The organism is Microbacterium sp. ZKA21, assembly GCF_050434165.1.
GTDB lineage: Bacteria > Actinomycetota > Actinomycetes > Actinomycetales > Microbacteriaceae > Microbacterium.
The window spans coordinates 280,049-293,441 of sequence record NZ_JBNPVV010000004.1; the positions used below are offsets into that span (position 1 = coordinate 280,049).

General features: G+C 68.2%; 11 protein-coding genes. 6 read left to right on the top strand and 5 right to left on the bottom strand.

The features are described from left to right. Positions 1-136: 136 nt before the first annotated feature. Together M2317_RS10855 and M2317_RS10860 are read left to right on the top strand one after the other, a co-directional pair. Positions 137-1,345 carry an ROK family transcriptional regulator gene (locus tag M2317_RS10855; protein ID WP_429460051.1) on the top strand — a complete coding sequence of 403 codons (1,209 nt, stop codon included), beginning with the start codon at positions 137-139 and terminating at the stop codon, positions 1,343-1,345. Positions 1,346-1,437: 92 nt separating this feature from the next. Continuing rightward, complete coding sequence (locus M2317_RS10860; RefSeq protein ID WP_429460053.1) at positions 1,438-4,464, top strand: alpha-mannosidase; 3,027 nt, start codon at positions 1,438-1,440, stop codon at positions 4,462-4,464. 184 nt (positions 4,465-4,648) lie between these two features. On the opposite strand, the gene M2317_RS10865 is transcribed toward M2317_RS10860, so the two are convergent. Both M2317_RS10865 and M2317_RS10870 read right to left on the bottom strand, forming a co-directional pair. After that, positions 4,649-4,867 (bottom strand): acyl-CoA carboxylase subunit epsilon, encoded by a 219-nt coding sequence (locus M2317_RS10865; protein WP_429460055.1) that lies wholly within the window; start codon positions 4,865-4,867, stop codon positions 4,649-4,651. Beyond that, positions 4,864-6,462 (bottom strand): acyl-CoA carboxylase subunit beta, encoded by a 1,599-nt coding sequence (locus M2317_RS10870; protein WP_429460057.1) that lies wholly within the window; start codon positions 6,460-6,462, stop codon positions 4,864-4,866. The genes M2317_RS10865 and M2317_RS10870 overlap by 4 nt, the downstream gene beginning before the upstream one ends. 308 nt (positions 6,463-6,770) lie before the next feature. Here M2317_RS10870 and M2317_RS10875 point away from each other — a divergent pair, with 308 nt between their 5' ends. Beyond that, the gene (locus M2317_RS10875; RefSeq protein WP_429460059.1) at positions 6,771-7,031 is read left to right on the top strand and encodes a helix-turn-helix domain-containing protein; all 261 of its coding nucleotides are present in this window, start codon (positions 6,771-6,773) and stop codon (positions 7,029-7,031) included. 3 nt (positions 7,032-7,034) lie between these two features. Here M2317_RS10875 and M2317_RS10880 read toward each other — a convergent pair whose 3' ends face one another. Further along, positions 7,035-7,340 (bottom strand): hypothetical protein, encoded by a 306-nt coding sequence (locus tag M2317_RS10880; protein ID WP_429460061.1) that lies wholly within the window; start codon positions 7,338-7,340, stop codon positions 7,035-7,037. 121 nt (positions 7,341-7,461) lie between these two features. Between M2317_RS10880 and M2317_RS10885 the strand changes: the two genes are divergently transcribed. Continuing rightward, positions 7,462-8,112, top strand: a complete 651-nt coding sequence (locus M2317_RS10885; RefSeq protein WP_429460063.1) for a DUF6226 family protein — start codon at positions 7,462-7,464, stop codon at positions 8,110-8,112. Here the strand turns inward: M2317_RS10885 and M2317_RS10890 are convergent. Together M2317_RS10890 and M2317_RS10895 are read right to left on the bottom strand one after the other, a co-directional pair. Continuing rightward, entirely contained in the window at positions 8,109-9,059 is a 951-nt protein-coding gene (locus M2317_RS10890; RefSeq protein WP_429460065.1) for a hypothetical protein, read from the bottom strand. The genes M2317_RS10885 and M2317_RS10890 overlap by 4 nt on opposite strands. A gap of 88 nt (positions 9,060-9,147) precedes the next feature. Next, positions 9,148-9,840, bottom strand: a complete 693-nt coding sequence (locus tag M2317_RS10895) for an NTP transferase domain-containing protein (RefSeq protein WP_429460067.1) — start codon at positions 9,838-9,840, stop codon at positions 9,148-9,150. Positions 9,841-10,072: 232 nt separating this feature from the next. Between M2317_RS10895 and M2317_RS10900 the strand changes: the two genes are divergently transcribed. Both M2317_RS10900 and M2317_RS10905 read left to right on the top strand, forming a co-directional pair. Continuing rightward, on the top strand, positions 10,073-11,821 hold the full coding sequence (locus M2317_RS10900; protein WP_429460069.1) for an ATP-binding cassette domain-containing protein: 1,749 nt from the start codon (positions 10,073-10,075) through the stop codon (positions 11,819-11,821). Further along, a complete protein-coding gene (locus tag M2317_RS10905) occupies positions 11,797-13,362 on the top strand; it encodes a hypothetical protein (protein WP_429460071.1) in 1,566 nt (521 codons plus the stop codon). The genes M2317_RS10900 and M2317_RS10905 overlap by 25 nt, the downstream gene beginning before the upstream one ends. Positions 13,363-13,393: the final 31 nt, after the last annotated feature.

Below are 13,393 nucleotides of genomic sequence, written 5' to 3' on the forward strand. Positions count from 1 at the left end.
GTCTGACGCCTCGATCCTGATCTGTCTGTAGGCCATTTGGGGGACAAGATTTCCTGCGGCGTCCCCCCTGATTCGATGACGGATACGTGATGATGGAGCGATGAGCGTGCTGCGGCGAGGAACGAACCTGCCGAGGATGGGCGATTTCAATCAGTCCGTGATCCTCGAGGCGATCCGTCGCTCGGGCGACGGGCTCAGCCGCATCGAGCTCGTCGATGCCACAGGGCTGTCGGCGCAGACCGTCACGAACATCACGCGCCGACTGTTGGACGACGGGCTCATCGAAGAGGCAGGGCGCACGATCAACGGTCCTGGTAAACCGCGGACCACGCTCCGGCTCGTCCCGCGCAGTCGACTGTCGGTCGGCGTGCACCTGGATCCCGCGATGACCACGGTGGTTCTGCTCGATCTCAGCGGGACCGTGATCGCTCGAAGCACGCACAGGACGCCCGCGAACGATCCGATGCAGGTGATCGGCTCGATGGCCGCATCGATCGAGGAGCTCATCACGAGATCGGGCGTCGAACGCGCGTCGATCGCGGGTGTCGGCGTGGCCGCACCAGGGCCGCTGGACGCCGAGCGCGGTACGGTCATCGATCCGCCGAAGCTGCATCAATGGCATCGGGTGCCGTTGCGCGCGGCTCTGGCCGATGCGGTCGGACTGCCGGTGGCTCTGGAGAAGGACACCACGGCCGCGGCCTTCGCGGAGATCTGGACCGGTGACGACCCGCCCGACGTGTCGCTGCTCTTCGTCTATCTGGGTACGGGCATCGGAACGGCTCTCGTGCTGGACGGCGACGTCATCCGCGGGCGATCGCGCAATGTGGGCGAGGTCGGCCACGTGGTCGTGGACCCGGAGGGGCCGGTCTGCGGATGCGGAAGGCGCGGCTGCGTCGAGGTCGTGTGCACGCCGCAGGCGATCGTCGAGCAGGCTGAGCGTGCCGGCGTCCTCGTCGACGACCGTGTCGGCAGCGACGCCGAGTCGGTCGACGAACGGCTGTCGCAGCTGTGCGCGAGGGCGCGGCAGGGAGAGGCCGCGGCGCTGTCAGTGCTCGAGAGAGCGGCCGAGCATCTGTCCGTGCTGATCTCGACGCTGACGAACATGCTCGACGTCGATCGAGTGGTCCTGGGCGGCCCGTTCTGGGGTCGGTTGTCAGAGGTGTACCTGCGGGAGCTTCCCGCGTTGCTGGACCGGCAGAGCGCGACCCGCGCTGTACGAGGGCTTCCGGTCGCCGGATCGGTCGTCGGCGCCGACGTGGGGGCGGTCGGAGCGGGCTGCGTGATCCTCGCCGACGTGCTCTCGCCGCGGGCGTCCTCGCTGCTGCTGGAGGGCGGATCGTCCTGATCCGATGTGCGCGGAGCCCTTGACAGTGGTTATTCCAGTCGATTTAATATTTGGCATCCCCTGGTCCGCTCTCCACCGGAGCACGTCTTTCCATGCATGAGAACTCCGCTCTGATCGAAGCGCGCATCCGCCGCTTCCTGGCTGAGCGACTGCGCCCGGCGCGCTACCGCCGGTACGTGCCGATGACGCTCGAGAGCTGGAATGTCCCGGGAGAGCCGGTGCCGTTCGCCGAGGCGGTCGTGCAGCCGTTCCGTCCGTTCCAGGTGGGGACGCCGTGGGGGCGACCGTGGGGGACCATGTGGTTGCGCGTGACGGGAACCGTTCCGCCGACGTCGCCGGGTGAACGCGCCGAGCTCGTGGTGGACCTCGGGTTCAGCGCCGCGCAGCCGGGCTTCCAAGCCGAGGGCACTGCGTACCGTCCTGACGGATCGATCATCAAGGCGATCGAGCCGCGCAATGCCCACGTACCCATCGAGGCGGCTCCCGGTCAGCCGATCGAGCTGTTCATCGAGGCGGCGGCGAATCCGGATGTGGGCGGCGGCTTCGCGCACTTCCAACCGACGCCGCTCGGCGAGTGGGACACCGCAGGAGGGACGCCGCACTACGTGATGCGCCAGGCCGACGTCGGGCTGCTCGACGAGACGGTGTGGGAACTGGTTCAGGATGCTGAGGTGCTGCTGTCCCTCGGCGAACAGCTGCCGGAATCGCCGCGCCGCGCCGGCATCCTGCGTGCGCTGGAGCGGATGGTCGACGCCGTCGACCCGGATGACGTACCAGGCACGGCATCCGATGGTCGTGCTGTGCTGGCCGAGGCGCTGCGGCTGCCGGCGTCCGCGTCCGCGCATCGGGTGCATGCCGTCGGGCACGCGCACATCGACTCGGCGTGGCTGTGGCCGGTGCGGGAGACGCAGCGGAAGGTGGCGCGCACGTTCTCGAATGTGCTCGCCCTGCAGGAGGACGACGACGAGTTCGTCTTCGCTGCCTCATCGGCCCAGCAGTACGCCTGGATGAAGCAGTTCCAGCCCGAGCTGTACGAGCGGATGCGGGCGGCGATCGCGCAGGGGCGCTTCGTGCCGGCCGGCGGGATGTGGGTCGAGTCGGATACGAATCTTCCTGGAGGGGAGGCGCTGGCGCGGCAGTTCGTGCGCGGCAAGCGGTTCTTCCTCGAGGAGTTCGGCGTCGAGCCGCAGGACGTGTGGCTGCCGGACTCGTTCGGCTATTCGGCGGCGCTGCCGCAGATCGCCAGGGCTGCAGGATCCCGTTGGATGCTGACGCAGAAGCTGTCCTGGAACGAGACGAACCGGATGCCGCATCACACCTTCTGGTGGGAGGGTCTGGACGGCTCGCGCATCTTCACGCACTTCCCACCCGTCGACACGTACAGCGCCGTGCTCTCCGGCTCGGAGCTCGCGCGCGCCGAGCGACAGTTCGCGGACAAGAGCGGGGCCAACACCTCGCTCGTGCCGTTCGGGTACGGCGACGGCGGAGGCGGCCCGAATCGGGAGATGCTGGCGGCCGCTGCGCGATTGCGCTCGCTGGAGGGATCCCCGACGGTCACGTTGTCGAGTCCGGCGCGCTTCTTCGAAGCGGCGGAGGCCGAGTACGAGAACCCGCCGGTCTGGACGGGGGAGATGTACCTCGAGTTCCATCGCGGCACGTACACGTCCCAGGCCCGGACCAAGCGGGGCAACCGGCGCAGCGAGCATGCGCTGCGCGAGGCAGAGCTCTGGGCCACGGCTGCTTCGCTGCAGGGCGTCGAGTATCCGTACGACGAACTGGATGCGGCGTGGGAGACCGTGCTGCTTCAGCAGTTCCATGACATCCTTCCCGGGAGCTCCATCGGCTGGGTGCACCGGGAGGCAGAACGTCGCTACGCCGAGGTGCTCGCCTCGACGGAGCGCATCATCGCGCAGGCACTGGGGGCTGTCGTCGGCGAGGGGACGACCGCGCTTGTCGCGAACGCGGGGCCCTATCAGAGGGAGGGAGCGGCGGCGTCGGGGGTCGCTGCCGCACGTGAGGGTGAATCGGCACCCGCATCGGTCGAGCGCACGACGGGCGGAGTCGAGCTGTCCAACGAGCACCTCCGGGTGCTCATCGACGAGTCGGGTCTGTTGACGTCACTCGTCGTGCGCGCGACCGGACGTGAAGCGATCGCACCGGGGGAGCGGGGCAACCTCCTCCGTGTGCATCGCGACACGCCGACGCAGTGGGATGCGTGGGACATCGATGAGCACTATCGCCGTCACGGGGCCGACGTGACCGACCTGGTTTCGATCGATGTCGTTCCGCATCCCACTGCCGCAATCGTCTGCGTGGTCCGCGGATGGGGGGCATCGCGGATCACGCAGACCCTCGCGCTCGCCGCTGGGGCGCGCACGCTCGACATCGAGACGGTCGTGGACTGGCACGAGCGGCAGAAGCTGCTCAAGCTCTCGTTCCCCCTGGACGTGCATGCGGAGCGCGCGACGAGCGAGATCCAGTTCGGCCACGTGCATCGTCCGACGCATGCGAACACATCGTGGGATGCGGCGCGGTTCGAGACCGTCGCGCACCGCTGGGTGCACGTGGGCGAGGCCGGTTTCGGCGTCGCGATCGCGAACGACGCGACGTATGGTCACGACATCACCCGCGTTCCGCGCCAGGGCGGCGGCAGCGCGACGTCGGTGGGGCTGTCGCTGCTGCGCGCGCCGTTGTTCCCCGATCCGGAGGCGGATCAGGGCGAGCACACGTTCCGTGTCAGCATCCGTCCGGATTCCGGGATCGCGGATGCCGTGCGCGAGGGGTACCGGCTGAACCTGCCGGTGCGTCGGCTGGCCGGCGCGGGCCCGGTCGAACCGCTGCTGCAGGTGTCGTCGGACGCCGTCGTGGTGGAGGCGGTCAAACTCGCCGAGGATCGCAGCGGTGACGTCGTCGTGCGGCTCTACGAGGCGCACGGCGGGCGCGCCGCGGCGACCCTCTCGACGGCGTTCCGCTTCGATGCGGTCGTCGAGACGGATCTGCTGGAGCGCGAGGTGGCACCCGTCGCTGTCCGCGAGTGCGATTCGGCGTCCGTCGAGTTGGAACTGCGCGCGTTCCAGCTGGTGACGCTGCGGTTCCGCGCGCCGAGCCTCCTCCGCTGAGCGAGCTCCACGCTCGTGGCGACGCCGCTCGTCGATCGCGGTCGGCGGAGCCGCTCGTTCAGAGCCCCCACCCCGCTCGTTGAGCGAGGAGTCGACCCGGCTCGTTGAGCGAGAACGGCGGAGCCGACCGAGCCGAACGCCGTCGAGGCGCCGCAACGCCGAGTTGCGCTTCTGCGGGCGACGCTCAGCCCGCGAATCGTCCCCATGGGATGTCGCGGCGCAACGGCGTGCGCATCGGGCGCTGCGTGCGCTGCCACGCTGACACGCGCGGCTCCTCGGCCACAGCGTCTGCCGCCTCGCGCACGTACGAGTCGCTGATGACGGCGATGAGCGCCGCGAGTTCCTCTTCGGTCGGATGACCGCGGACGATGTCGATCGCCCTGGTCCGGTCGCTCTCGCTCACAGCGGGATGTTCCCGTGCTTCTTCGGCGGCAGCTCGGCGCGCTTGCCGCGCAGGGCCCGCAGCGACTTCGCGATGGACACGCGGGTGTTCGCGGGCTCGATGATGCCGTCGATCTCGCCGCGCTCCGCGGCGAGGAACGGGCTGGTCACGCTGTACGTGTACTCGTTCGCGAGGCGGGTGCGGACGGCGGCGACGTCCTCCCCGTCCTCCTCGGCCTTCTTGATCTCACCGCGGTACAGGATGTTGACGGCGCCCTGGCCTCCCATGACCGCGATCTCGGCGGTGGGCCAGGCGAGGTTGACGTCGGCGCCGAGCTGCTTGGATCCCATCACGATGTAGGCGCCGCCGTAGGCCTTGCGCAGAATGACGGTCACCAGCGGAACGGTGGCCTCGGCGTAGGCGTAGATGAGCTTCGCGCCGCGGCGGATCACACCGGTCCATTCCTGGTCCGTGCCGGGGAGGTAGCCGGGCACGTCGACGAGCGTGACGATGGGGATCGAGAACGCGTCGCAGAAGCGGACGAAGCGGCTGGCCTTCTCGCCGGCTTCGATGTTGAGCGTTCCGGCCATCTGCGAGGGCTGGTTGGCGATGATGCCGACCGAGCGCCCCTCGACGCGGCCGAAGCCGATGACGATGTTCGGGGCGAACAGCGGCTGGACTTCGATGAAGTCTCCGGCATCCACGATGTGACCGATCACGGTGTGGATGTCGTACGGCTGGTTCGGGGAATCGGGGATGATCGTGTTCAGGCTGCGATCTGCATCCGTGGTCTCCCACTCGAATTCGCTCTCGTAGCCGGGGATCTCGGCCATGTTGTTGTCCGGGAGGAAGCTGAGCAGTGTGCGCGCGTAGTCGATCGCGTCGTCCTCGTCTTCGGCGAGGTAGTGCGCGACACCCGAGCGGGTGTTGTGGGTGAGGGCGCCGCCGAGCTCTTCCATGCCGACGTCCTCGCCGGTGACCGTCTTGATGACGTCCGGGCCGGTGACGAACATCTGGCTGGTCTTGTCGACCATGATGACGAAGTCGGTCAGAGCGGGGCCGTAGACGGCGCCGCCGGCGGCCGGACCCATGATGATCGAGATCTGCGGGATGACGCCCGATGACCGTGTGTTCATCTTGAAGATCTCGCCGTACTTGCTCAGCGCCAGCACGCCCTCCTGGATGCGCGCTCCGCCGGAATCGAGGATGCCGATGATGGGCATGCCGCCGGTGAGGGCGAAGTCCATGATCTTGATGATCTTGTCGCCGGAGACCTCCCCGAGCGAGCCGCCGAACGTGGTGAAGTCCTGCGAGTACACCGCGACCGTGCGGCCGTGGATGGTGCCGATGCCGGTGACGACGGAATCTCCGTAAGGGCGGTTGCGGTCCATGCCGAAGGCCGTGCTGCGGTGGCGGACGTACTCGTCGAACTCGACGAAGCTCCCAGGATCGACGAGGAGCTCGATGCGCTCGCGGGCGGTCATCTTGCCCTTGGCGTGCTGCTTCTCCTTCGCCTTGGTCTCGGCGTCGACAACGGCTTCGGTGTATCGAGCGCGGAGGTCGGCGATTTTGCCGGCGGTCGTGGAGAGGTCAGGCGTGTCCGTCACGGATTCCACCCTAGTAGCGGGCGGGCGGTCGACGTTGGATGCCTCGCACAACGGGTCGGCGGATCCTTTGGCGATGATGACGCTGGGGTGGTGCCGCCCGGATGCCGAGATCGGTCGCCGATTCGCGCGTCGAGAGTCGCCGGGCTCGACGAATGCCGCACGACCTCGACATCTCACGGGGGTCACCCGCTCCCGGGGCACATAGAGCAGGGGATAAAAGCCCTGGCATGCAAGACGCTGATCGATTTGTTGGGGCCTTGGATGCTTGAGGAATGGAGGCACCTCGATCACACGCATCTCAACGCGTCGGAGAGATCGTGAGGGAGCTTCGGAACAAGTCGTCGATCAGCCGGTCGAAGCTCGCGCAGCGCGCGGATATGGACGTCCGACACCTCGCCCGCATCGAGGCCGGAGACGGCAACCCGACGCTGTTCGTCCTGATCCAGTTGGCCACTGCGCTCGACGTCAAGCCGGAGACCTTCGTGAAGGGCCTCACCTCGGCTGATCTGCCCGAGAACCTCAAGCCCTACTCCGAGGCGGACTTCCGTCGTGAGCTGCGCCGCCGTGGTGGCAGCTGACGCTCACACGACGAACCTCCAGACGTATTCCAGTCCGTCCTCCTGACGGAACCACGCGACCGTCACCACCACTTCGTCGAGATCCGCGGTGCACAGGCACAGCTCGATCCGCTCCCCAGCCAGCACCTGCCCCCACAACTGCGTGCGCTCCTCACCGTCGGCGTCGGCATGGAAGACGCGCACGAAGTCCGCGGCTCCACGCGACTCATTGATGACGCCAGGGTGCGCGCCATCCGTTCTGTCGACGGCCCAGGGCACGCGATAGGCGACAGGAGGTGGAATCTCTGCGGGTTCGATCGGTCTCAACATGCGAACGACGGTAGGAACGGCATCCGACGCGGGAGCATCCCGTTAGATCTCTGGAGCCTGACCTGTGCACAACGCACGAAGACATCGTCGCAGTGCAGGGGGAGTGCGGCACACTGAGGGCGTGAACGCATATGTCCGACCGCCGATCGACCCGCCCGTCTTCCGTGACGCCGCAGGCGAGGTGATCGACTATGGAAACCGATGGCCGGACTCACCGCCGGAGGAGACCTACTCGGTCGACACCCATCCGGAGCGCTTCGCTCCGCTGCACACCGTTGCCGATGCACTCATCGTGCACCTTCGGGACGTGTACGACGTCGAGATCATCGAGAATCGCTCAGTGATCGCGGACCTGCTCCGGCCCCCGTACTTCGACGTGACGAAGGCGGTCAGGATCCAGCCGAACGACCCGGCGTGCGCAACGCTGACTTTCGTCTTCACGGCCTACCCGGGCCTGTACGTGCATGCGGGACTGCTCCACGACTTCCACTTCCCGGTCTGCGGCTGCGATGCTTGCGATACGACGTGGGACGCGGAGGCGGATGGTTTGGAGCAACTCGTGTTCGCCCTCGTCGGCGGACACTACCGCGAACTGGTCGGTCCGGAGCCTTGGGTCGGGTTCGCTCTCACCTTCCCCGACGGCGCGACCTCGGGGAAGAGCCGGGCAGAAGACCTGCCCGTGGAACGCCTCGAAGCGGCCATGTCGACTCTACGATCCCGTGCTGATCGATGGGCCTCCTGGCCGCAGGTCGCCTCGGCGGCGCGACCCTAGCGCCCCGGATCCTTCTCGATCGCAGGAGTCTCGGCATCCGGTTTCGGGTGCCGAGAACGCCCGATCTCGGTCATCCGGCGCCCCGCCCAACCCACTCCGCGCGCGGTCGTCCCCGCCGCGGCCGCAAGAGCCGATCCCGCATACCGAGCCCCCCGCACCACACGGGTCTCCAGCCGCTCGGCGCCCGTCACCGGTTCGAGCTCCGGCGGCAGGACATCCGGTGCCGCGCCGAACGCGCGTCGTGAGGTCACCAGCACGCGGCGGCCGAGTATGTTGTTGCCTGCTCCGCCGATCACGGCACCGATGCCGAAGGGCAGCGCCTTTCCGATGAACGACGCACCACCGGCGGCCGCGAAGTGCTTCAGGAACATGGTCTTCAGCCGGTCCACGATCGGCCCGACCGCAGCGCGGGGGAGCGACTTCGTCACGACCTCGCCCCAGTACGCCGATCGGGGCCCGCCGCGTCCGGCCGCCTGCCCCGCGAGCTGCGACAGCAGATCGACGCCCTCCTTGCCCAGCATCAGCGTCATGACCAGCGCTCGCGCCCGATCCGGATTCTCGATCGGGATGCCGTGCACCTCGGCGACCGACTGCGCGAACAGCGCGGTCGACTCGACGAAGCCGAGCGTCTCGACTCCGGACAGCGCGAGCGTCACACCCGTGCTGATGCCCGGCACCACGGCGGTCGCACCGACTGTCGCACCGCCCGCTGTCACGGCCGCGAGATATCGCTGCTCCAGCATCCGGATGATGTCGGCGGGTGCAGCGCTCGGATTGCGCAGCCGGATGCTGCGGATGTGCGCGAGCACCAGCGGGCGCTGGATCGCGAGCACCCTGTCGATGCCACGGATGGTGAAGGGATGCTCGGTCGAACCCACCGGCGGCACGCCCTTGTCCCAGGGGGCATCGTCCGGAAGGGAGTGGATCCTGTGCACCTTGTCGGCCATGTCCCGATCCTATGGACCGATGCCGCGAGAAAGCCGAAAGCCCGGCACCTCGAGGTGCCGGGCTTTCGACGCTGTGTCGGAGCAGGTGTCAGACGTAGAGGTTCGCGCGCTCGAGGTCCTCGGCGAAGTCGACCTCGACCGCATACAGATCGGAGACGTCCATCGGCTCGAGCAGCAGACCGTCTTCGGCGATCGCCAGTTCGAGACCGCGCTCGAAGTAGTCCTGGTCCTCGACGCGCTGCAGCTGACGCATGAACGCCTTCTTGTGTGCTGCCGAGATGTAGTTGATGCCGACGGCCTCGCCGAGACCGCCCTTGACGGTCTTCGAGAGCTCCTTGATGAAGCCCTCGGCCGTGACGGTGTACTTCACCTCTTCGTCGCTCACCTTGGAGGTGTTGACGGTGACGAACGACTGGTCGCGCTCGATGTACTCGAGAGCGCGGCCGAGGATCATCGGGTCGAAGACGACGTCACCGTTCATCCACAGCACGCCGCCCTTGCCGGTCGCACCGAGAGCGCGCAGCAGGCTCTTGGACGTGTTCGTCTCGTCGTAGCGCTCGTTGTGCACGTAGTTGACGTGCGGGAAGGCCTCGATGATCGTCTCAGCGCGGTAGCCGACGACCGTGGTGATGCGCGCGTCCTTGCCGAATGCGGCACGGATGTTCTCGTGCTGCTGCTGCATGATCGTGCGGCCGTCGCTCAGCTCGGTGAGGGGCTTGGGCAGTGCACGCCCGAGGCGCGAGCCCATACCGGCTGCGAGGATAACGGTCTGAAGAGTCACGAAAGCTCCTAAAAAGAATCTGTGTTCACGGCCGGTTCACCGACCCGACACCTCTTCGTGCCGCCTTCATGCTAGCGACGGCTCCTGCGAAGGCCCTGGTCGGGCTGGGGGCCGTTGCCAATTCGTGACCGACTGCACACCCAGCTCCCAGGTTACGTGAAGCGAGGTACGGATCCGGCGGAATGTTGCGCTGGAGCCGGGCAAAGTCGGTCCCCGTTGATACCGTAATACAGTGACTCCTTCCCCTGACGACCAGCTGGACGAGGCGACCGCCACGGCTCAGGCCAAGAAGGCGCGCCCGGCTCGCAAGACTGCGCCGGATGCCGCGGCCAAGACCGCCGCTGTGAAGGCGCGCACCGCGAATTCGTCGACGGCATCGAAGGCTTCGGCCGCGAAGTCCTCGACGGCGAAGGATGCCGCCAGGACGGCTGCCGCGAAAACCGCAGCCGCGAAGGCGACCGCCGCGAAGACCGCGGCCAGGACGTCGGCTGCGCGCAGCAGCGCGGCGAAGACGGCTGCCGCGAAGACGGCTGCCGCGAAGACGGCAGCGGCGAAGGCCGCTGCGGCGAAGGAGACGGCGGCGAAGGAAGCGGCCGCGAAGGATGGCCGCCAGGATGCGGCGGTCGCGGATGGCCCCGTCGAGGTCGCCCACGAACAGTTCGAGCAGACATCAGCGTCTGCCGCCGCGAAGAAGCCGGCGGCGAAACGCGTCGCGAAACCGCGCAAGTCCCGGACGACGGCCGCTCGCGCCGTCGCCGCTCACTCGGCTGCCGCTGCCGCCGAGACCGTCGCGCCGCCGGCGGCTTCTCCGACGCCTGCCGAGAAGTCGGTGGATGCTGCGCTCGTCGATGCTCCGACCGACGAGTCGACGGCCGAACCCGTCGTCGAAGCTGAGCCGGCCCTGGTCGCCGCGGACGAGCTCGGGGACGAGTCGGTCCGCGCGGTCGATCCCGAAGGTGAGGCGGCGCCGGAGATCGAGGCGACTCCCGAGATCGAGGCGACTCCGGAGGCCGACGCGGCCTCAGCGGCCGACGCTTCGGCCACTGCAGTTGCTGACGCCGAACTCGCCGCTCCTGCCGAACAGACGGCTCCGGCCGAGAGCGCAGACGATGCTCCGGCTGTCGAGGAGGCACCGGAAGCGGATGTCGATTCCGCAGCCGTCGCAGTCGATTCCGCGTCCGACGTCGAGGACGCGTTCGACGGCATCGAGTCCCCGACGGCCGTCGACGCCCTGCGCGTCCGCGGGCTGATCAAGGACTTCGGAGACCAGCGGGCGGTCAACGGCATCGATCTCACCGTTCCCGCTGGATCGTTCTACGGCATCGTCGGTCCGAACGGCGCGGGCAAGACGACCACGCTCTCGATCATCACCGGCCTCTTGCGCTCGGACGGAGGCACCGTCTACGTCTCGGGCATCGACCAGAAGGCGAACCCGCTCGCCGCGAAGAAGGTCATGGGCGTCCTGCCGGATCGGCTGCGCACCTTCGACCGTCTCACGGGGCGTCAGCTGCTGCACTACTACGGGCTGCTGCGAGGGCTCGATGCGCGCGTCATCGAAAAGCGCTCGGCCGACCTCGCGCGGGCATTCGACCTCACGGGCGCGCTCAGCCGCGTCGTATCGGACTACTCCGCGGGCATGACCAAGAAGATCATGCTCGCCGGCGCCATGATCCACTCGCCCCGAGTGCTCGTGCTCGATGAGCCGTTCGAGTCGGTCGATCCCGTCTCGTCCGGCGTCATCCTCGACATCCTCCGCGCGTACGTCGCGCACGGCGGCACGGTCGTCCTCTCCAGCCACGGCATGGATCTCGTCGAACGGGTCTGCTCCCGCGTCGCGATCATCGTCGGAGGCGAGGTCCTCGCCGAGGGTACGGTCGACGAGGTCCGCGCAGGCCAGACCCTCGAGTCGCGTTTCGTCGAGCTCGCCGGTTCCAGCAGCGAGGTGGAGGGCCTGGAGTGGTTGCACACGTTCTCCGGCTGAGGGCCGCGCTGCTGTTCGGGGCGCTCCGCGGACACCACGCCGTGAGGACGGCCGCCGGCCTGCTCGTCGTCATGGTCGCGACGGTGATCGTCTGCATCGCCGTTCTCAGCCTCGGCGATGCGACGACGGGGGTGGCGCGCACAGTGATCGTGCTCGGCGGTGCCGCTGTGTTCCTCGCCTTCCTCGTCGGCCCCATGCTCACGGGTGCCGTCGATCAGCTCGATCCCCGACGATTCGCCGTCTTCGGCGTCGATGAGCGGCGGATGCCGTGGATCCTCGCCCTCGCATCCCTCATCAGCGTTCCCTCGTTCGCGCTCTTGGCCGTGACGACCTGCGTCGTGATCGTCGGCATCCGTCTCGGCGTTCCGGCCTATGCCGCCGTGCTCACGGGGCTCCTGGGTCTCGCGACCACCGTGCTCGCGGCGCGCGTCGGCATGGCCATCAGCGCCATGTGGCTGCCGGAGCGCCGCTCACGCGAGCTGACGGCGCTCTTCACGCTCGCGGTCGTCGTGATCGCCTTCCCGGTCGCGGTGTTCCTGGCGTCGCTGGAATGGGACGGTGAGGTGCCCGCAGCCGTCGATGCGGTGACCTCGATCGTGGGCGCGACACCGGTCGCGGCACCGCTGGGCCTGTTGTTCGCGCTCGCCTCGGGCGACACAGCGGCGGTGTGGATCAGCGGCGTCGTCGCGGTCATCTCCCTCATCGGCATCACGGCGGCATGGATCCTGCTGGTGCGCCGCCTGCTGACGACCACGGAGCGCCCGGTGACGGCGCGGGAGCGCACCGGCCTGGGGTGGTTCGCGCTGCTTCCCTCGAACGCGTTCGGCGCGATCGCCGCGCGCAGCCTCGTGTACTGGCTGCGCGACCGGAGATACATCGTCAACATCGTCGTCGTTCCGATCGCCGGTGTGCTCACGGTCTTCCCCCTGCTCGTGGCGGGCGTGCCGTTCGAGGTGGCGGTGCTGGTGCCTGTGCCGGTCATGGCGCTGTTCTTCGGCTGGTTGCCGCACAATGACATCGCCTACGACTCGACCGCGTTCTGGGTGCACGTGGCCAGCGGGGTCCGGGGGCTCCCGGACCGGTTCGGACGGCTCATCCCGATCTTCCTGGTCGCAGTTCCGGCGCTCGCCGTCGCCGTCCCCGTCACTCTGGCGCTCACCGGTGGCTGGCGGCTGCTGCTGCCGCTCAGCGGCCTCGCGATCTGCCTGTTCTTCGCGGGTCTCGGCCTGTCCAGCGTCGTGTCCGTGATCGCGCCGTACGCGGTCTCACGGCCAGGAGACAGTCCGTTCCAGCAGCCGCAGCGCGCGGCATCCCGAGGCGCATTCGGGCAGGCCGGCGTCTTCGTCGGCGCCATCCTGCTCGCCGCTCCCACGGTCTGGCTGTTCTCTCTCGCGGTCGTCGAGGGCGGCGCGCACACGTGGACAGCATTCTGGACCGGTATCGGAACGGGCATCGGTGTGCTGCTGATCGGGACGGCTGTCGGCGGACGGATCTTCGAGAGCAGCGGCGAGCGGCTGATGGAGTTCGTCGAGACGGCATGATCGCGGCCCGCGATGTCGCCCTCCCGGCTAG